Annotated in this window: 21 protein-coding genes; 9 read left to right on the plus strand and 12 right to left on the minus strand. The window is 73.3% G+C overall.

Translation table 11 applies throughout. The features are described 5' to 3' along the window. Nucleotides 1–2: 2 nt before the first annotated feature. From NP064_RS09330 to fabG, 3 genes are all read right to left on the minus strand, one after another. On the minus strand, nucleotides 3–521 hold the full coding sequence (locus tag NP064_RS09330) for a SixA phosphatase family protein (protein ID WP_227569367.1): 519 nt from the start codon (nucleotides 519–521) through the stop codon (nucleotides 3–5). A 4-nt stretch (nucleotides 522–525) separates the two neighbouring features. After that, nucleotides 526–1293, minus strand: a complete 768-nt coding sequence (fabI, locus tag NP064_RS09335) for an enoyl-ACP reductase FabI (protein WP_227569368.1) — start codon at nucleotides 1291–1293, stop codon at nucleotides 526–528. A gap of 64 nt (nucleotides 1294–1357) precedes the next feature. Beyond that, nucleotides 1358–2089 carry a 3-oxoacyl-ACP reductase FabG gene (gene fabG, locus NP064_RS09340; RefSeq protein WP_227569369.1) on the minus strand — a complete coding sequence of 244 codons (732 nt, stop codon included), beginning with the start codon at nucleotides 2087–2089 and terminating at the stop codon, nucleotides 1358–1360. A gap of 154 nt (nucleotides 2090–2243) precedes the next feature. Here fabG and NP064_RS09345 point away from each other — a divergent pair, with 154 nt between their 5' ends. From NP064_RS09345 to NP064_RS09355, 3 genes are read left to right on the plus strand one after another with little or no spacing between them, the layout of a single operon-like run. Beyond that, nucleotides 2244–2579: a DUF3099 domain-containing protein gene (locus NP064_RS09345; protein WP_227569370.1), complete on the plus strand. Its 336-nt coding sequence runs from the start codon at nucleotides 2244–2246 to the stop codon at nucleotides 2577–2579. Beyond that, nucleotides 2576–2818 (plus strand): hypothetical protein, encoded by a 243-nt coding sequence (locus NP064_RS09350; protein ID WP_227569371.1) that lies wholly within the window; start codon nucleotides 2576–2578, stop codon nucleotides 2816–2818. Before NP064_RS09345 ends, NP064_RS09350 begins: the two co-directional genes overlap by 4 nt. After that, entirely contained in the window at nucleotides 2815–3681 is an 867-nt protein-coding gene (locus NP064_RS09355; protein ID WP_227569372.1) for an SURF1 family cytochrome oxidase biogenesis protein, read from the plus strand. Before NP064_RS09350 ends, NP064_RS09355 begins: the two co-directional genes overlap by 4 nt. Nucleotides 3682–3708: 27 nt before the next feature. Here the strand turns inward: NP064_RS09355 and NP064_RS09360 are convergent, their stop codons facing one another. Then, nucleotides 3709–5307, minus strand: a complete 1599-nt coding sequence (locus NP064_RS09360; protein WP_227569373.1) for an ABC-F family ATP-binding cassette domain-containing protein — start codon at nucleotides 5305–5307, stop codon at nucleotides 3709–3711. A 173-nt stretch (nucleotides 5308–5480) separates the two neighbouring features. On the opposite strand from NP064_RS09360, the gene NP064_RS09365 reads away from it, so the two are divergent. From NP064_RS09365 to ypfJ, 4 genes are all read left to right on the plus strand, one after another. Beyond that, on the plus strand, nucleotides 5481–6191 hold the full coding sequence (locus tag NP064_RS09365; protein ID WP_227569374.1) for a biotin transporter BioY: 711 nt from the start codon (nucleotides 5481–5483) through the stop codon (nucleotides 6189–6191). A gap of 14 nt (nucleotides 6192–6205) precedes the next feature. After that, on the plus strand, nucleotides 6206–6952 hold the full coding sequence (locus NP064_RS09370; RefSeq protein WP_227569375.1) for an energy-coupling factor ABC transporter ATP-binding protein: 747 nt from the start codon (nucleotides 6206–6208) through the stop codon (nucleotides 6950–6952). Further along, nucleotides 6949–7587 (plus strand): CbiQ family ECF transporter T component, encoded by a 639-nt coding sequence (locus NP064_RS09375; RefSeq protein ID WP_227569376.1) that lies wholly within the window; start codon nucleotides 6949–6951, stop codon nucleotides 7585–7587. Before NP064_RS09370 ends, NP064_RS09375 begins: the two co-directional genes overlap by 4 nt. A 102-nt stretch (nucleotides 7588–7689) precedes the next feature. After that, nucleotides 7690–8568: a KPN_02809 family neutral zinc metallopeptidase gene (gene ypfJ / locus NP064_RS09380; protein ID WP_227569377.1), complete on the plus strand. Its 879-nt coding sequence runs from the start codon at nucleotides 7690–7692 to the stop codon at nucleotides 8566–8568. Nucleotides 8569–8662: 94 nt separating this feature from the next. On the opposite strand, the gene NP064_RS09385 is transcribed toward ypfJ, so the two are convergent. From NP064_RS09385 to NP064_RS09420, 8 genes are all read right to left on the minus strand, one after another. Next, on the minus strand, nucleotides 8663–8995 hold the full coding sequence (locus NP064_RS09385) for a metal-sulfur cluster assembly factor (RefSeq protein WP_227569378.1): 333 nt from the start codon (nucleotides 8993–8995) through the stop codon (nucleotides 8663–8665). Then, nucleotides 8992–9483: a Fe-S cluster assembly sulfur transfer protein SufU gene (gene sufU, locus NP064_RS09390; protein WP_227569379.1), complete on the minus strand. Its 492-nt coding sequence runs from the start codon at nucleotides 9481–9483 to the stop codon at nucleotides 8992–8994. The genes NP064_RS09385 and sufU overlap by 4 nt, the downstream gene beginning before the upstream one ends. A 10-nt stretch (nucleotides 9484–9493) precedes the next feature. After that, nucleotides 9494–10792 carry a cysteine desulfurase gene (locus NP064_RS09395; protein ID WP_227569411.1) on the minus strand — a complete coding sequence of 433 codons (1299 nt, stop codon included), beginning with the start codon at nucleotides 10790–10792 and terminating at the stop codon, nucleotides 9494–9496. Nucleotides 10793–10861: 69 nt separating this feature from the next. Then, a complete protein-coding gene (sufC, locus tag NP064_RS09400) occupies nucleotides 10862–11629 on the minus strand; it encodes a Fe-S cluster assembly ATPase SufC (protein ID WP_227569380.1) in 768 nt (255 codons plus the stop codon). A 20-nt stretch (nucleotides 11630–11649) separates the two neighbouring features. Continuing rightward, nucleotides 11650–11982, minus strand: a complete 333-nt coding sequence (locus NP064_RS09405) for a non-heme iron oxygenase ferredoxin subunit (RefSeq protein ID WP_227569381.1) — start codon at nucleotides 11980–11982, stop codon at nucleotides 11650–11652. After that, entirely contained in the window at nucleotides 11979–13271 is a 1293-nt protein-coding gene (gene sufD, locus NP064_RS09410) for a Fe-S cluster assembly protein SufD (RefSeq protein WP_227569382.1), read from the minus strand. Before sufD ends, NP064_RS09405 begins: the two co-directional genes overlap by 4 nt. Next, a complete protein-coding gene (gene sufB, locus NP064_RS09415) occupies nucleotides 13271–14713 on the minus strand; it encodes a Fe-S cluster assembly protein SufB (RefSeq protein WP_227569383.1) in 1443 nt (480 codons plus the stop codon). The genes sufD and sufB overlap by 1 nt, the downstream gene beginning before the upstream one ends. A 1-nt stretch (nucleotide 14714) precedes the next feature. Next, nucleotides 14715–15488 carry a helix-turn-helix transcriptional regulator gene (locus NP064_RS09420; protein ID WP_227569384.1) on the minus strand — a complete coding sequence of 258 codons (774 nt, stop codon included), beginning with the start codon at nucleotides 15486–15488 and terminating at the stop codon, nucleotides 14715–14717. 152 nt (nucleotides 15489–15640) lie between these two features. Between NP064_RS09420 and NP064_RS09425 the strand changes: the two genes are divergently transcribed. Beyond that, complete coding sequence (locus NP064_RS09425; RefSeq protein ID WP_227569385.1) at nucleotides 15641–16594, plus strand: ABC transporter ATP-binding protein; 954 nt, start codon at nucleotides 15641–15643, stop codon at nucleotides 16592–16594. Further along, nucleotides 16591–17367, plus strand: coding sequence for an ABC transporter permease (locus NP064_RS09430; protein WP_227569386.1), 777 nt, complete (start codon nucleotides 16591–16593; stop codon nucleotides 17365–17367). Before NP064_RS09425 ends, NP064_RS09430 begins: the two co-directional genes overlap by 4 nt. Nucleotides 17368–17424 lie beyond the last annotated feature (57 nt).

The raw sequence follows: 17424 nt of genomic DNA on the forward strand, positions 1-17424 counted from the left end.
GCTCAGGCGGGGGTGACCAGCCGCAGGAGGCGCGCGGCGTCCGGCTCGAGCCCGGACCACGCCGCGTCCGTCTCGAGCACCGAGTAGCTCGCCGTCGGGACCCCGAGCCGCACGCGGTCCAGCACGGCCTCGTCGGATCCCGGCCCGGCCAGCGTCGCAGCAGTCTGCGACATCACGGGCTCGTGGCCCACGACCAGCACCGTCGACACGTCGTCGCGGACGCCGCGCAAGATCTCCAGCACCTGGCGCACGCCCGCCAGGTAGAGGTCGTCGTTCACGTCGACCGTCTCGGGGGCGCCCGTGAGGGCGGCGCGGGCCAGATCCCAGGTCTGGCGGGTGCGGACCGCCCCCGAGCACACGACGTGCTCGGGGACGAGACCCTCACGGCTCAGGCTGGCGCCCACGCCCCCGGCCTGCTGCCGCCCGGCCAGCGCGAGCGGCCGCATCAGGTCCTCGAGCTGTCCATGCTCCGCCTTGGCGTGTCGGAGCAGCACGAGTCGGCGGGGAGCAGGAGCGTTCACGCTCCTAGAGTCCCATCGCGTGCACGCCGCCGTCGACGTGGACGATCTCGCCGGTCGTCGCCGGGAACCAGTCGGAGAGCAGCGCCGCGACCGCGCGGGCCGTCGGCTCGGGGTCGGTGACGTCCCAGCCGAGGGGCGCGCGATCGGGCCAGCCGCCCTCCATGGCCTCGAACCCTGGGATCGACTTGGCCGCGGTGGTCCGGATCGGGCCGGCCGAGACGAGGTTCACGCGGACGCCCTCGGGGCCCAGGTCACGGGCGAGGTAGCGGGCGGTGGACTCGAAGGCGGCCTTCGCCACGCCCATCCAGTCGTACACGGGCCACGCGTACCGGGCGTCGAAGGTGAGCCCCACGATCGACGAGCCGGCGCCCAGCAAGGGCTGCGTGGCGACGGCGAGGGACTTCAGCGAGTACGCCGAGACGCGCACCGCGGTCGCCACGTCGTCCCACTCGCCGGCGAGGAAGTTGCCGCCCATCACCGACTGCGGCGCGAAGCCGATCGAGTGGACCACGCCGTCGAGGCCGTCGACGTGCTCGCGCACCCGGTCCGCGAGCGCGGCGAGGTCCTCGTCCGAGGTGACGTCGAGCTGCACCACGGGCGCGGGCCGCGGCAGGCGGCGGGCGATGGCCTGCGTCAGCCGGAACTGGCGGCCGAACGAGGTCAGGACGACCTCCGCGCCCTGCTCCTGGGCGAGCCGCGCGACGTGGAACGCGATCGAGCTGTCGGTGAGGACGCCGGTGACGAGGAGCTTCTTGCCGTCGAGCAGACCCATGGGTGCTGTTCCGTTCCGCTAGTCGTGAGGTGCTGCAGGGGTCGATCAGGTGGGGGCGGGGCGGTCAGTGCCCCATGCCGAGGCCCCCGTCGACGGGGATGACCGCCCCGGAGATGTACCCGGCGTCGGGCGAGGCCAGGAACTGCACGACACCCGCGACCTCGTCCGGCTGAGCGAACCGGCCCATCGGGATCGCGGCACGGTAGGCGTCCTGGCGCTCGGCCGGGAGGTCCGCGGTCATGGAGGTGTCGATGAAGCCCGGGGCGACCACGTTGGCCGTGATCCCGCGACCGCCCAGCTCGCGCGTGATCGACCGCGCCATGCCGACCAGCCCCGCCTTGGAGGCCGCGTAGTTCACCTGGCCCGCGCTGCCGTAGAGCCCCACCACCGAGGAGATCAGGACGATCCGGCCGCGGCGCATCCGGATCATGTTCTTCGAGGCGCGCCGCACGCAGCGGAACGTGCCGGTGAGGTTCACGTCGAGGACGGCCTCGAACTCCTCGTCGGTCATCCGCAGCAGGAGCTGGTCCCGTGTGACCCCGGCGTTGGCGACGAGCACCTCGACCGGCCCGTGGGCCTCCTCGACCGCGGCGAAGGCCGCGTCCACCGCCGCCGTGTCGCGCATGTCGCCGACCGCGCCGAAGACCCCGTCGGGCAGGTCCCCGCCGCGGTAGATCGTGGCGACCTTGTCCCCCGCCGCCACGAACCGCTCCGCGATCGCGCGGCCGATGCCGCGGTTCGCTCCGGTCACCAGGACGCTGCGAGGTGTGGGTGAGTTCACTGTGGTCTGAGGCACGGCAACCGACGTTAGCCGACGAGCGCCTGGGTCAGGGGCGATGTCCTCGCACAGGATGAGACCGGCGTGTTGTCAGGTCCGCACAACAACGCCGTGCGCGCGGACGTGGCCGCCGAGGGGTTCCGCCGGCGTCGCCCGGACTTAGGATCGGGTGATGAGCACGAAGCGGGGGGATGGCGAGGAGGTCCACCGGATCACCTCGGCGCCCGAGGCTCTGGCGGACGACCTGGCTCGCCGCACCAAGCGGTACCTGGTCCAGATGGGCGTGCGCGTCGTCTGCTTCGTCGTGGCGGTGCTGACCTGGCACCGGATCCCCGTGGCGTTCTCGATCGCGATGATCGTGGCCGCCGTCGTCCTGCCGTACATCGCCGTGCTGCTGGCCAACGCCGGGCGCGAGCGCCAGGCGTCCGACGACCCGCTCATGGACCCACGCACCCTCGGGCCAGGTCGTCGACCTGGCGCCGACCAGCTCGGAGGCAACCACCGATGAACCTGCTGTCCCCCACCCCCGACGCGGTCGACGAGCTCGTGTGCAGCGCGCGCGGGTGCCGCTCCGAGGCGGCCTGGGGCCTGCTGTGGAACAACCCGAAGCTGCACACCCCCGAGCGCCGCAAGGTGTGGCTGGCGTGCGACGGCCACCGCGAGCACCTCGAGCAGTACCTGGGGGCCCGGTCCTTCCTGCGCGACGTCGTCCCGGTCTCCGAGCTGCCGGTCGTCGACGTCTCATGAGCCCGCGGGTCCGCCGCGCGGTCGGGGTCGTCCTGCTGGGCGTCCTGATCGCGGTGGGCTGCACGCTCGCCGGGCGCTGGCAGTGGAACCGGCACGTCGCGCGCGACGCCCAGATCACGGTGGTCGAGGCCAACTACGACGCCGACCCCGTCCCGCTGTCCGCGGTGCTCGACTCCCCCGCGCAGCCGCTGGCCGCCACCCAGGAGTGGCAGCCGGTCGAGGTCGTGGGGCACTACGACCCGCAGCGCACCGTCCTCCTGCGCAACCGCCCGGTCGACGGGCAGCCCGGGTACCACGTGCTGGTCCCCCTCGTGCTGGAGGAGGGCGGCGAGCCGGGGTCGGTGCTGCTGGTCGACCGCGGGTACATCCCCTGGGGCGACGACGCGTCCTCTGCCGTCGACGTCCCGGAGCCCCCGGCCGGGAGCGTCACCGTGACGGCGCGGCTCCGGCTCGACGAGCCCTCGCTGGGCAGGGCTGCCCCCGCGGGCCAGGTCCAGTCGATCACCGTCGACGAGGTCCTCCTGGCCGGCGGCTCGGCCGACCCGGCCCAGCCCGTGTACCGGGCCTACGGGTCGCTCGTGGCCGAGGACCCGGCCGCCGGGGCGTTGGGCGCGCTGGCCTCCCCCAGCACCGACCCCGGCTCGCACCTGTCGTACTCGTTCCAGTGGTGGACGTTCGCTGTGGGCTCGCTGGTCGGGTTCTCGATGCTGGCGCGGCGCGACCTGCGCGAGTCCGCCGAGGACGACCCGCAGGCCGCGGAGCCCACGGCCCGGGAGCCGCGCCGGCGCCGCGGGCCGACCGCCGAGGACGAGGAGGACGCCCTCGTCGACGCCCGGCTCGGCGCCCACGGCCGTCCGGGCTGAGGCCTCCAGCCCGGACAGGGCCGCCGCTCAGGCGAGCGAGATGAGGTCCAGGTAGTCCGGGCCCCACAGGTCTTCCACGCCGTCCGGCAGCAGCACGATGCGCTCGGGGTCGAGCGCCTCGACGGCGCCCTCGTCGTGGCTGACCAGGACCACGGCGCCGGTGTAGGACCGCAGCGCGGCGAGGATCTCCTGGCGGCTGGCCGGGTCCAGGTTGTTGGTGGGCTCGTCGAGCAGCAGCACGTTCGCCGCCGAGACCACCAGCGCCGCGAGAGCGAGCCGGGTCTTCTCGCCGCCCGAGAGCACCCGGGCCGGCTTCTCCGCGTCGTCGCCCGAGAACAGGAACGAGCCGAGCACCGAGCGGACCTGCGTGTCGGAGAGGTCGGGCGCGGACGAGCGCAGGTTCTCCAGGACCGTCCGGTCCAGGTCGAGCGTCTCGTGCTCCTGCGCGTAGTAGCCGAGCTTGAGGCCGTGGCCTGCGCGCACCTCGCCCGTGTCGGGCTTCTCGATGCCCGCGAGCATCCGCAGCAGCGTCGTCTTCCCCGCGCCGTTGAGCCCGAGCACCACCACGCGGCTGCCCTTGTCGATGGCCAGGTCCACGTCGGTGAAGACCTCCTGCGACCCGTACGTCTTCGACAGCCCGGCCGCGGTCAGCGGCGTCTTGCCGCAGGGCGCCGGGTCCGGGAACCGCAGCTTGGCGACCTTGTCGGACGCGCGGACCTCCTCGAGGCCGGAGAGCATCCGCTCGGCGCGCCGCATCATGTTCTGCGCGGCGACGGCCTTCGTGGCCTTCGCGCGCATCTTGTCGGCCTGGGCCAGCAGCACCGTGGCCTTCTTCTCGGTGTTCGCACGCTCGCGCTTGCGGCGCTTCTCGTCGGTCTCGCGCTGGCGCAGGTAGGCGTCCCAGCCCAGGTTGTACTGGTCGAGCTCCCCGCGGTTGGCGTCCAGGTGGAACACCTTGTTGACGGTGGCGCGCAGCAGCTCGGTGTCGTGGCTGATGACCACGAACCCGCCCGGGTAGGACTTGAGGTAGTCGCGCAGCCAGATGATCGAGTCGTGGTCCAGGTGGTTCGTGGGCTCGTCGAGCAGGAGGGTGTCGACGCCGGAGAAGAGGATGCGCGCCAGCTCGACGCGGCGGCGCTGGCCGCCCGAGAGCGTGCCGATGGTCTGGCCCAGCACCCGGTCGTCGAGCCCGAGGTTCGCGGCGATGCGGTGCGCCTCGCTCTCGGCCGCGTACCCGCCCCCGGCCTGGAACCGGGCGTCGAGCTTGGAGTAGCGCTCCATCGCCGCGTCACGAGTCTCGTCGTCCGCGCTGGCCATCGCGCCCTCGGTCTCCCGCATCGACCGGACGATCTCGTCGAGGCCGCGGGCGGAGAGCACGCGGTCCAGCGCCAGCACGTGCAGGTCGCCGGTGCGCGGGTCCTGCGGCAGGTAGCCGACCTCGCCCGTCCGGGTGATCTGCCCGCCGGTGGGCAGGGTCTCCCCGGCGAGGGTCTTGGTCAACGTCGTCTTGCCGGCGCCGTTGCGCCCCACGAGACCGATCCGGTCACCTGCCGCGATACGGAAGGTGGCCTCCTCGAGCAGCACGCGGGCGCCGACGCGCAGCTCGACGGAGTGGGCAGTGATCACGGATGTCCTTCCGGCGTCGGCGCTCGGCCGACTGGGGTTTCCTCTGAACGCCCGTCATCTTCATTGGACGCGGGCACAAACGCCATCAAGTTTACGACCGACTACCGTTGCCGATGTCCGTGGAGCTCACGGCGTCCCCCGTACCGCCTCCTCACCGCGCCTCAGGGAGACCCATGTCCGACGCCCCGCTCGATCCCCTCGCCGTGCCCGCCGAACGCGGGGCCGCCCCCGTGGCGCTGCCCGTGGAGCGCGCCTCCGTGGCCGCCGACGTCGCGTTGATCGCCACATTCGCGGCCTTCATCGCCGTCTGCGCGGTCCTGCCCGCCATCCCCGTGGCCGGCATGGCCGTGCCGATCACGCTGCAGACCTTCGGCGTGATGCTCGCCGGCCTGGTCCTCGGCCCGCGCCGTGGGGCGCTCGCCGTGCTGCTGTACCTGGCCGTGGGGCTCGCCGGCCTGCCGGTCTTCGCGCAGGGCACGGGCGGATTGGCCGTCCTCGGCAAGCCGTCGGCGGGCTACCTGCTGGCCTTCCCGCTCGCGGCGCTGCTCGCGGGCCTGCTCGTGGCCCCGGCCCGCCGGCTCCTCGGCGGGTCTGCGGCGACCTGGGCGGCCACGCGGGTGCCCGGGCTCGCCGGCCGGGAGCGCCCGCTGCGCTCGACGCTGGGCTACCTGGCCGTCTTCGGCTCCGCGGCGGCGGCCAGCCTGCTGCTCGTCCACCCGATCGGCATCACGGTGATGGGCTGGCGCCTGGACATGTCCGCGGGTGAGGCCATCGCCGCCGGGGCCACGTTCCTGCCCGGCGATGTGATCAAGAACCTGCTGGCGGCGCTCGTCGCCACGGCCGTGTTCCGCGCGTTCCCCGACCTGCTGCGCCACCGGCGCTGACCCGGCCGCCGCGCATGATCGAGTTCGACGCCGCCACCGTCACCGCGTACGCCGCGCGTGACGGCGGCGGCGCGCCCGACGACGTCCGTACCCTGCTGCACCCCGTGACGTGCCGGCTCGTCGAACGGCGCGTCGCCGTGATCGGCGCGAACGGCTCGGGCAAGTCCACCCTCGCGCGGCTGGTCAACGGCCTCACGCTGCCGTCGGGCGGCGCGGTGCGGGTTGACGGCCTCGACACGGCGCGGGACGGCCGCGCGGTGCGGCAGCGCGTCGGCTTCGTGTTCTCCGACCCCGACGCCCAGCTCGTGATGCCCACCGCCGTGGAGGACGTCGCGCTGTCCTTGCGGCGGCTCCCGCTCGCCGCCGCCGAGCGGGAGGCTCGGGCGCGCGAGATTCTCGGGCGGTTCGGCCTCGCCGACCGCGCCGAGACACCGGTGCACGCGCTGTCCGGCGGGCAGAAGCAGCTCCTGGCCATCGCCGGGGTGCTCGCCACCGAGCCGACGGTGCTGGTCTGCGACGAGCCGACCACCCGCCTGGACCTGCGATGGCGCACGATCGTCGACGACCTCCTCGACGGCCTCGGCCAGCAGGTGCTGCACGTCACCCATGACCTCGACGCCGCGGCCCGCGCCGACCGGGTCCTCGTGGTCGACGAGGGCGCCGTGGTGCATGACGGCGACCCCGCCGAGGGCGTCGCCCGCTACCGCGCGCTCATGGCGGCGACCGCCGGGTGCGCGGCTCGATCGGCTGCCACCCGATGAGCGCGGCCCCTCGCCCGGCCCGGCCCGCGTGGGCCGGGCCGCTCGGGCTCCACCACCCCGGCGACACCGTCCTGCACCGTGCCTCCCCCGGCGCCAAGCTGCTCGGCCTGGCCCTCGTCGGCGTGCTGGCAGTGGCCGTGCCCGGCGTGCCCGCGGCCATCGCCACCTGCGCGCTCGCGGGCGCCCTGGCGGCTCTCGGCCGCCTCCCGCTGCGGGCGACGGCGCGGTCCGTCGCACCCATCGTGCTCACGGCGGCCCTGGTGGGGGCTTACCAGTGGTGGGCGCGCGGCTGGCAGGTCGGCGTCGAGGTCGGGCTCGACCTGGTGACGGTGGTCCTCGCCGCGACCGTCCTGACCTCCACCACGCGCGCCGACGTGATGCTCGACGTCCTGGTGCGCGTCGCGCGGCCGCTGCGTCATGTCGGCATCGCGCCCGAGACGTTCGCGCTAGCCGTGGCCCTCATGCTGCGCACCATCCCCGCGCTCGTCGAGACCTTCGCGGAGGCACGCGACGCCGCCCGCGCGCGGGGCCTCGACCGCGACCCACGGGCGCTGCTCGTGCCCGCCGCGGTCCGCACCGTGGCCCGCGCGCGGGCCACCGGCGACGCCCTCGCGGCGCGCGGCATCGGCGAGTGAAAGGGGCCACGCGCGGGCGTGACCGCCCGTGCGGAGCCAGCCCGGCGGGTGAGCTGAACGCCTGACCATGCGGGCCCCCCGGCGCCCGGCTACCTTCTGCGGATGACGTTCACCGAGGGTGGCAGTTTCGAGGGCGGCCGTGTCCGCACGCGTCGGGGCGGCCGCGGCGCGGCCGTCGGCGGTGGGATCGGCGGCCTGGGGCTCCTCGTGGTCGTCATCATCTCCCTGATGACCGGGGGCGACCCCGCGCAGATCCTGGGCGGCGGGGACGGCGGAGGCGGCGGCGCCGTCGAGGAGGGCGTGGTCGGCGACTGCACCGCGGAGCAGGCCAACTCCGATCCGTCGTGCCGGCTCTCGGCGACCATCCAGTCACTCGACGCGTACTGGGCGCGCGCCCTGCCGTCGGGCGTCGCCGAGCCGGGGGTGGAGGCGTTCACCGGCGCCACGTCCACCGCGTGCGGGGACGCGAGCGCGGCGATGGGCCCGTTCTACTGCCCTCCGGACCAGACGATCTACCTCGACCTGGGCTTCTACGACGTGCTGCAGAGCCAGTACGGCGCCACGGGCGGCCCCCTCGCGGAGATGTACGTCACCGCCCACGAGTACGGCCACCACGTGCAGAACGTCACAGGCGTGATGGAGCAGGCCGACCGCCAGGGGGGCGGCGCCGAGTCCGACTCGGTGCGGATCGAGCTCCAGGCCGACTGCTACGCCGGGCTGTGGGCGGGACACGCTTCGACCACGGTCGACCCCGACACGGGCGTGCCGTTCCTCGAGCCGATCACCGCGGAGCAGCTGGCTCAGGCGCTGTCCGCCGCGGCGGCCGTCGGCGACGACCACATCCAGTCCGGCACTGCCAGCGGCGTCGACCCGGACACCTGGACGCACGGCTCGAGCGAGCAGCGCCAGCGCTGGTTCACCACCGGGTACGAGCAGGGCTCCCTCACGGCCTGCGACACGTTCGCCGCGCCAGCCCTCTGACGGGCGCGCGGGCGCGTCGGCCCTGCCCTCAGCCCGGACAGCACGACGCCGCGCCGGGACCCAGGCCCAGGCGCGGCGTCGTGAGAGCCGTCGCTCAGATGTTGAAGCCGAGGGCCCGCATCTGCTCGCGGCCGTCAGGCGTGATCTTCTCCGGGCCCCACGGCGGCATCCAGACCCAGTTGATCCGGAAGCCGTCCACGATCCCGTCGAGCGACTGGCCGGCCTGCTCCTCGATCACGTCGGTGAGCGGGCACGCCGCGGACGTCAGCGTCATGTCGATCACCGCGTTGTTCTGCTGGTCGATCGCGACCCCGTAGACGAGGCCGAGGTCGACCACGTTGATGCCCAGCTCGGGGTCGATGACGTCGCGGAGGGCCTCCTCGACGTCGGCTGCCGTGGTCGGCTGGGCCGGGTTCGTGGCGGTCATGCGTCCTCCTGAGATGTGGTGGCGCCCGTCTTGATGAGGGCGTCCTGCAGCGCGGCCCAGCCGAGCAGCGCGCACTTGATCCGCGCCGGGTACTTCGCGACCCCGGTGAACGCGGTCGCGTCGCCCAGCGCGTCCTCGGCCTCGTCGTCCAGCCCGGCGCCCCGGGCGTGCATCAGCGCGCGGAAGGTCCCCGCCAGGTCGTCGACCTGGGCGAGGTCCGCGCCGGTGACCAGGTCGTGCAGCACCGAGATGGAGGCCTGCGAGATGCTGCAGCCCTGCCCCTCCCAGCTGATCCGCTGCACGCGCGGCGACCCCGGCGCGGAGGTGTCGAGCTCGACCCGCAGGGTCACCTCGTCACCGCAGGTGGGGTTCACCTGGTGCGACTCCCCCGCCGTGGCGACGGCGTCGAGCAGTCCCTTGCCGTGCGGCGTCCGCGCATGGTCGAGGATGACCTGCTGGTACAGCTGCTCCATCGAGCCCGTGCTCATCAGTGCCCTCCTAGCCGACCGGTACGGCCGGCGCTCCTGTCAGTCCGAAGAACGCCCGAACCCCCGCCAGGGCTTCCCGGAAGACCTCGATCTCCTCGAGCGTGGTGTACACCGCGGTGCTCGCGCGGGTGCTGGCCGTCGCCCCGAGCCGCCGGTGCAACGGCTGCGCGCAGTGGTGGCCCACCCGCACCGCCACCCCGGCGTCGTCGAGGACCTGGCCCACGTCGTGCGCGTGCACGCCGTCGACCACGAAGGAGACGTTAGCGAGCCGATCACGGGCGTCAGTGGGCCCGAGGACCCGGACGCCGGGGACCGAGGCCACCGCGTCGAGCAGCGCCCGGGTCAGGACGGCCTCGTGCTCGGCCACCGCGTCCATGCCGAGCTCGGCCAGGTAGCTCGCCGCCGCGCCCATGCCGACGGCCTGCGAGACCATCTGGGTGCCGGCCTCGAACCGCTGCGGCGGCGGCGCGTAGGTGGTGCTCTCCATGGTGACGACCTCGACCATCGACCCGCCGGTGGTGACCGGCGGCATGGCCTCGAGCAGCTCGCGGCGGCCGTACAGCGCCCCGACGCCGGTGGGCCCCAGCATCTTGTGCCCGGAGAACGCCGCGAAGTCGACGCCGAGCTCCGCCAGGTCGACCGGCAGGTGCGGGACGGACTGGCAGGCGTCCAGCACCGTCAGGGCGCCGACCTCGCGCGCCCGGGCGACGAACGGGGCCACCGGTGTGATCGCTCCCGTGACGTTCGAGGCGTGCGTGAACGCCAGCACCCGGGTCCGCTCGGTGACGACCGTCTCGAGGTCCTCGAGCCGGAGCCGGCCGTCGTCGTGCACCCCGATCCAGCGCAGCGTGGCCCCCGTCCGCTCGGCGAGCTCCTGCCACGGCACGAGGTTCGCGTGGTGCTCGGCCTCGGTGACGACGATCTCGTCGCCCTCCCGCAGTGCGAGCCCGCGCGCCTCGGCCCCGCCGCGGCCGAGCGACGCGTTGGACATCGCGTACGCCACGAGGTTGATCGCGGCGGTCGCGTTCGACGTCCACACCAGCTCGCCAGGTGACACGCCGACGAAGTCGGCGACCTGCGCCCGAGCGGACTCGAACGCGTCGGTCGCCTCCTCGGCGAGCTGGTGGGCGCCGCGGTGCACCGCCGCGTTGCGCTGGACGTAGAAGTCCTGCTCCGCGTCCAGCACCACCTCGGGCTTCTGCGAGGTCGCCCCGGAGTCGAGGTACACCAACGGCCGCCCGTCGCGCACGGTGCGCGTCAGCAGCGGGAAGTCGGCGCGCACCGCCGCGAGCTCGGCGGGGCCGAGCATCGGGCTGTCCGGGGTGGTGTTCACAGCAGGTCCGTCCTCGTGGTGGGGTGTCCGGCGCGTGGGGACGCGTCAGGCGGTGATGCTCCCCGTGGGCAGGAAGCGGTCGTAGCCCTCGTTCTCCAGGCGCTCGGCGAGCTCGGGGCCGCCCTCCTCGGCGACCCGGCCGTCGACGAACACGTGCACGAAGTCGGGCGTGATGTACCGCAGGATTCGGGTGTAGTGGGTGATGAGCAGCACGCCCACCTCGCCGCCCGAGCGCACCCTGTTGACGCCCTCGGACACCACGCGCAGCGCGTCGACGTCGAGCCCGGAGTCCGTCTCGTCGAGGATCGCGAACTTCGGCTTGAGGAGCTCCATCTGGAGGATCTCGTGGCGCTTCTTCTCGCCGCCGGAGAAGCCCTCGTTGACCGAGCGCTCGGCGAACGTCGGGTCCATGCGGAGGGCGTCCATGGCCCCGCGCACCTCCTTGACCCAGCTCCGCACCGGCGGGGCCTCGCCGTCGATGGCCGTCTTGGCCGTGCGCAGGAAGTTCGCCACGCTCACGCCGGGGACCTCGACGGGGTACTGCATGGCCAGGAACATCCCGGCGCGGGCGCGCTCGTCGACGCTCAGGGACAGCAGGTCCTCGCCGTCGAGCGTCACCGTGCCGGAGGTGATCTGGTACTTCGGGTGGCCGGCCAGCGAGTACGCCAGCGTCGACTTGCCCGAGCCGTTCGGGCCCATGATGGCGTGGGTCTCGCCGCTGGCGATCGTCAGGTCGACGCCGCGCAGGATCGGCTTGGGGCCTTCCTTGGTCTCGACGCTGACGTGCAGGTCGCGGATCTCAAGCGTGGACATTCTCAGGTTCTCCTCAAAGCTCACAGGGGCGCGTCGACATCGACGAGCACACGCTCGCCGTCGACGGTCAGGGGGTAGACGGGGACGGGGCGCACCGCGGGCGGGCTCAACGGCTTGCCGGTGCGCAGGTCGAACCGGGAGCCGTGCAGCCAGCACTCGACGGTGCAGCCCTCGACCTCGCCGTCGGACAGCGACACCGCCCCGTGGGAGCACACGTCGCTGATGGCGTGCAGCTGGCCGTCCTCGTCGCGGACGACTGCCACCTCGACCTTGCCGGAGGCGCCCTCGAGCTCGACGCGCAGGGCGCCGGCCACGGGGACGTCAGCCGTCAGGCAGGCCAACTGGGCGCTCATGCGCCCTCCGTCTGGGCGCCCGCCTCCACGCCCTCGACGCGCGGCTCGGCGGCGACGGTGTCGAGCGCGCTCATCGACGCGTTGAGCTCGTTCTCGATCGACGTGATCAGCCGCTCCTCGACCTCGGCGACGCCGATCTGCTGGATCAGCTCGGCGAAGAAGCCGCGCACCACCAGGCGGCGGGCGTCGAGCTCGGGGATGCCCCGGGCACGCAGGTAGAAGAGCTGCTCGTCGTCGAAGCGGCCGGTGGCGCTGGCGTGGCCGGCGCCCTCGATCAGGCCGGTCTCGATCTCGAGGTTCGGCACGGAGTCGGCGCGGGCGCCGTCGGTGAGCACGAGGTTGCGGTTCAGCTCGTACGTGTCGGTGCCCTCGGCCTCGGCACGGATCAGCACGTCGCCGACCCACACCGTGTGGGCGCCCTGGCCCTGCAGCGCGCCCTTGTACGTGACGCGCGAGCGGCAGCTCGGCACCGCGTGGTCGACGAACAGCCGGTGCTCCTGGTGCTGTCCCGCGTCCGCGAAGTACACGCCGAGCATCTCGACGGACCCGTTCTCGCCGACGAACTCCGCGTCGGGGGTGATCCGCACGACGTCGCCGCCGAGCGTCACGACGATGTGCTTGACCGTGGCGTCTCGGCCCAGGCGCAGACGGTGGGACGCGGTGTGCACCGAGCCCTCCGCCCAGTCCTGCACGGAGACGAGCGTCAGGTGCGCGCCGTCCTCGACGACCACCTCGACCGTCTCGGTGAGCATGGCGTGGCCCACGTGGTCGAGCACCACGACGGCCTCGCTGAGCTCCTGGGCGTGCACCAGCAGGTGCGCGCCCGTGGGCTCGAGCGGGTGCTGCCCCTCGACGCCCTCGACACGGATCGAGGTGGCGCTCGAGGCGACGGCCTGCTTGGGGATGGTCACGACCGTGGCCCGCGGGAACGAGGCCCAGGCGGCGACGGCCGCCCGGTCGCCCGGGCGCCCCGCCGCGCCGAGGCGCGCGTCGTCGCGGTCCACGATCTCGACCGTGACCTCGGGTGCCTCGACGACGGTGGTGAGCACGCCGTGGCCGGGCAGCACGCCGTCCGTGTCGGCGCCGAACAGCGGCGCGATCCGGTCGACCGGCGCGAAGCGCCACTCCTCCTCGCGGCCCGTGGGCACCGGGAAGTCGGCGACGTCGAACGACGTGAGCCGCTCGGCGCGGGAGCCCTGCGGCACGACGCCGTGGCTGTGCGCGCCGTCGGCGGTGGCCTGGCTGTGGTCGGTCGACAGCCCGGCGGTGTCCTGTGTGGTGGTCGACATCAGCCGACGGCCCCTTCCATCTGCAGCTCGATCAGGCGGTTCAGCTCGAGGGCGTACTCCATGGGCAGCTCACGGGCGATGGGCTCGACGAACCCGCGCACGATCATGGCCATGGCCTCGGTCTCGGTCATCCCGCGGGACATCAGGTAGAACAGCTGGTCCTCGCTCACCCGCGAGACCGTCGCCTCGTGGCCCATCGACACGTCGTCCTCGCGGACGTCGACGTAGGGATAGGTGTCGGAGCGGGAGATCTGGTCGACGAGCAGCGCGTCGCACAGCACGTTCGAGGCCGAGTGCTCGGCGCCCTCGAGCACCTGCACCAGCCCGCGGTAGGACGTGCGCCCACCGCCGCGCGCCACCGACTTCGACACGATCGACGACGACGTGTGCGGGGCGGCGTGCACCATCTTCGCGCCCGCGTCCTGGTGCTGGCCCTCGCCGGCGAACGCGATCGACAGCGTCTCCCCGCGGGCGTGCTCGCCCATGAGGTAGATCGCCGGGTACTTCATGGTGACCTTCGAGCCGATGTTGCCGTCGACCCACTCCATCGTCGCGCCCTCGGCCGCGGTCGCCCGCTTGGTCACGAGGTTGTACACGTTGTTCGACCAGTTCTGGATCGTCGTGTACCGGACGCGGGCGTTCTTCTTGACGATGATCTCGACGACCGCCGAGTGCAGCGAGTCGGACGAGTAGACCGGCGCGGTGCAGCCCTCGACGTAGTGCACGTACGAGCCCTCGTCCGCGATGATCAGCGTCCGCTCGAACTGGCCCATGTTCTCGGTGTTGATCCGGAAGTACGCCTGCAGCGGGATCTCCACATGCACGCCCGGCGGCACGTAGACGAACGAGCCGCCCGACCACACCGCGGTGTTGAGCGAGGCGAACTTGTTGTCGCCCGGGGGGATCACCGAGCCGAAGTACTGCTCGAAGATCTCCGGGTGCTCGCGCAGGGCCGTGTCGGTGTCGAGGAAGATGACCCCCTGCTCCTCGAGCTCCTCCTGGATCTGGTGGTAGACGACCTCGGACTCGTACTGCGCGGCGACGCCCGCGACGAGGCGCTGCTTCTCGGCCTCGGGGATGCCCAGCCGGTCGTACGTGTCCTTGATCTCGTCAGGCAGCTCGTCCCAGCTGGTGGCCTGCTTCTCGGTCGAGCGCACGAAGTACTTGATGTTGTCGAAATCGATGCCCGTGAGGTCGGAGCCCCACCACGGCATGGGCTTCTTCTCGAACAGGCGCAGCGACTTCAGGCGCGTCTTGAGCATCCACTCGGGCTCGTTCTTGAGCGCGGAGATGTTGCGGACCACGGCCTCGGAGAGCCCGCGCTGGGCGATGGCGCCCGCGTCGTCCTTGTCGTGCCACCCGTAGGTGTAGTTCCCGATGGAGGCGATCGCCTCGTCCTGGGTCAACGGGGTTCCAGCAGCACTCTCAGTGGGTGCGCTCATGTCATCGTCCTTCCGCGGGGGCAGGGGTCGTCATCGTCGGGATGTTCGTGGTGCAGACGTGGCCGCCCCCGGCCAGCGTCGCGAGGCGTTGCACGTGGACGCCCAGCATCCGCGAGAAGGCCTGGGCCTCGGCCTCGCAGATCTGGGGGAACTCCTGGGCCACCTGCTGCACCGGGCAGTGCCCCTGGCACAGCTGGACCGCGGCGGCGCCTGGCACCGGGCGCGCCGTGGCGGCGTACCCGTCGGCCGCGAGGGCGTCGGCCAGGGCCTGCACCCTGGCCACGGGGTCGTCGCCCGCGGCCTCCACGACGGCGCTGTGGCGGTCCTCGAGCTGCTTGACGCGGCGCTCGGCGAACGCCTCCACCGCCTCGGGGCCCGCGACCTCGGCGAGGTAGCGGAGCGCCTCGGCGGCGATGCCCGAGTAGGCGTGCGGCTGGGCCGCCTGCCCCTGGCTCGTCACGACGTAGCGCCGTGCGGGCCGCCCACGGCGGGCAGGGGCGGCGCCGTGCGCCTGGTGGACCGTGATCTGGCCGTTCCCCTCGAGGACCGCGAGGTGGCGGCGGATGGCCGCGGTGGTCAGATCGAGCTCGGCTGCCAGCTCGGTGGCCGAGACAGGGCCGTCGGCGGTCACGATCTGCAGCACCCGCTGCCGGGTGCCCGCCTCGTGGTCCACCCCGTCCTCGGGCACGGGAGAGCGCCACACGGCGACCGCGCGGGCGCGGGCGGTCGTGCGGTCGGACGCGTGCGTGCGGGCAACGGGCAGGGTCGCGCTCATCACACCTCCGATCGATGGCAGCCAGGAGCCGGCCATGCTGGCCCTGATATTGCCAACATCCTTGTTGTCAATATCGTTCCGTGCAAGCAAGGTGAGCCTCACCACGGCGGACTTCCCAGGTCGGCGCACCCGCTGCGCCTAGACTCGTCGCCGTGTCAGCACCCCCGGCCGCTCCGCCCGCCGTCGAGATCCGCGGGCTCGTCAAGCGGCACGGCGGCCGCGCCGTCGTCGACCGGCTCGACCTCACCGCCGAGGCAGGCCGCGTCACCGCGGTCCTGGGGCCCAACGGCGCCGGCAAGACCACCACCATCGAGTGCTGCGAGGGCCTCCGCGCGCCCGACGAGGGCTCGGTGCGCGTGCTGGGCCTCGACCCGCAGGCCCACGGCAGGGAGCTGCGCGCGCAGGTCGGGGTCATGCTGCAGGACTCCGGCCTCCCGACCGCCGTCCGCGCCCTCGACATGCTGCGGCACGTCGCCACCATGTACGCCGAGCCCCGGGACGTCGCCGAGCTCGTCGAGCGGCTGGGCCTGCGCGACTTCGCCGGCACCACCATCCGCCGGCTCTCCGGAGGGCAGCGGCAACGGCTCGCCCTCGCGATCGCGATCGTCGGGAGGCCGGCGCTCGTCTTCCTCGACGAGCCCAGCGCGGGCATGGACCCCCAGTCGCGGCTCGCCGTGTGGGAGCTGGTCCGCGAGCTGCGCGACGAGGGCGTCGCCGTGGTGCTGACCACGCACCTCATGGACGAGGCCGAGTCGCTGGCCGACCACGTCGTCGTCCTCGACCACGGCAAGGTCATCGCCGAGGGCGGCGTGCGGGACCTCGTCGCCGCCGCCGACGACCGGACGCTGCGGTTCGAGGCCCCGCCGGCGCTCGACCTGGCGTCCCTCGGCGCGGCGCTCGCCACGACCGGCCAGACCGGCCCCGCGCCGGTGGTCCAAGAGCCCTCCCCCGGCGAGTACGTGCTCAGCGGCGCCGTCACCCCCGAGACTCTCGCCGCCCTGACCGCCTGGTCAGCCGACCGCGGCGTGCTCGTGACTCGCACGAGCGTGGGCCGCCGCACCCTCGAGGACGTCTTCCTCGACCTGACCGGACGGAACCTGCGATGACCGCCGTGGCCGACCGCCGCCGCACGACGGGAGCCGCGTCCCCCGCACGACGCGTGCTGTCGCAGACGCTCTTCGAGACCCGGGCGATCTTGCGCAACGCCGAGCAGCTGATGGTCACGCTGGCGCTGCCGGCGCTCATCCTCGTCGGCCTGACCCGCAGCGACCTGGTCGAGCTGTCGACGGGAGGCGCCGCCCGCATCGACTTCGTGGCCCCCGGCGTGATCGCGCTCGCCGTCATGAGCACGTCCTTCACGTCGCAGGCCATCGCCACCGCGTTCGACCGGCGCAACGGGGTGCTGCGGCTGCTCGCCACGACCCCCCTGGGCCGCGGCGGCCTGCTGGCGGGCAAGATCCTGGCCGTGTTCGCGGTCGAGCTCGTGCAGATCGTCGTGCTGGGGGCCATCGCCGTCGCCCTCGGCTGGCGGCCGGACCTGGCGGGCGTCCCGCTGGCGCTGCTCACCGTCGTGCTGGGCACCGCCGCGTTCACCTCGCTCGCCCTGCTCGTCGCGGGGACCCTGCGGTCGGAGGCCGTGCTGGCCGTGGCCAACCTGCTGCTCGTGCTGCTGGCCGTGGGGGGCGGCGTGCTCATCCCCGCCGAGCAGCTCCCCGGGCCGCTCGCCGGGCTGGCCGCCTTCCTCCCCTCCGGAGCCCTCGGCGAAGGGCTGCGGCAGGCGCTGCTCACGGGCGGCCTGCCGGGCTGGACCGCGCCCGTGCTGCTCGGGTGGGCGGCCGTGCTCGGATGGGGCGCGTCGCGGCTCTTCCGCTGGCACTGACCCCTGGCCCACCCACGGCGCACGCCGCTAACCAGGGGCGTAGCGCCCCAGCACGCG

This window comes from Cellulomonas chengniuliangii (assembly GCF_024508335.1).
In the GTDB taxonomy this organism is placed as follows: domain Bacteria; phylum Actinomycetota; class Actinomycetes; order Actinomycetales; family Cellulomonadaceae; genus Cellulomonas_A; species Cellulomonas_A chengniuliangii.

Coding starts and splice junctions, on each gene's coding strand:
- fabI (WP_227569368.1), bottom strand. CDS start 1,293: ATGGGTCTGCTCGACGGCAAGAAGCTCCTCGTCACCGGCGTCCTCACC.
- NP064_RS09345 (WP_227569370.1), top strand. CDS start 2,244: ATGAGCACGAAGCGGGGGGATGGCGAGGAGGTCCACCGGATCACCTCG.
- NP064_RS09350 (WP_227569371.1), top strand. CDS start 2,576: ATGAACCTGCTGTCCCCCACCCCCGACGCGGTCGACGAGCTCGTGTGC.
- NP064_RS09355 (WP_227569372.1), top strand. CDS start 2,815: ATGAGCCCGCGGGTCCGCCGCGCGGTCGGGGTCGTCCTGCTGGGCGTC.
- NP064_RS09365 (WP_227569374.1), top strand. CDS start 5,481: ATGTCCGACGCCCCGCTCGATCCCCTCGCCGTGCCCGCCGAACGCGGG.
- NP064_RS09370 (WP_227569375.1), top strand. CDS start 6,206: ATGATCGAGTTCGACGCCGCCACCGTCACCGCGTACGCCGCGCGTGAC.
- NP064_RS09375 (WP_227569376.1), top strand. CDS start 6,949: ATGAGCGCGGCCCCTCGCCCGGCCCGGCCCGCGTGGGCCGGGCCGCTC.
- ypfJ (WP_227569377.1), top strand. CDS start 7,690: ATGACGTTCACCGAGGGTGGCAGTTTCGAGGGCGGCCGTGTCCGCACG.
- NP064_RS09385 (WP_227569378.1), bottom strand. CDS start 8,995: ATGACCGCCACGAACCCGGCCCAGCCGACCACGGCAGCCGACGTCGAG.
- sufU (WP_227569379.1), bottom strand. CDS start 9,483: ATGAGCACGGGCTCGATGGAGCAGCTGTACCAGCAGGTCATCCTCGAC.
- NP064_RS09395 (WP_227569411.1), bottom strand. CDS start 10,792: ATGCTCGGCCCCGCCGAGCTCGCGGCGGTGCGCGCCGACTTCCCGCTG.
- sufC (WP_227569380.1), bottom strand. CDS start 11,629: ATGTCCACGCTTGAGATCCGCGACCTGCACGTCAGCGTCGAGACCAAG.
- NP064_RS09405 (WP_227569381.1), bottom strand. CDS start 11,982: ATGAGCGCCCAGTTGGCCTGCCTGACGGCTGACGTCCCCGTGGCCGGC.
- sufD (WP_227569382.1), bottom strand. CDS start 13,271: ATGTCGACCACCACACAGGACACCGCCGGGCTGTCGACCGACCACAGC.
- sufB (WP_227569383.1), bottom strand. CDS start 14,713: ATGAGCGCACCCACTGAGAGTGCTGCTGGAACCCCGTTGACCCAGGAC.
- NP064_RS09420 (WP_227569384.1), bottom strand. CDS start 15,488: ATGAGCGCGACCCTGCCCGTTGCCCGCACGCACGCGTCCGACCGCACG.
- NP064_RS09430 (WP_227569386.1), top strand. CDS start 16,591: ATGACCGCCGTGGCCGACCGCCGCCGCACGACGGGAGCCGCGTCCCCC.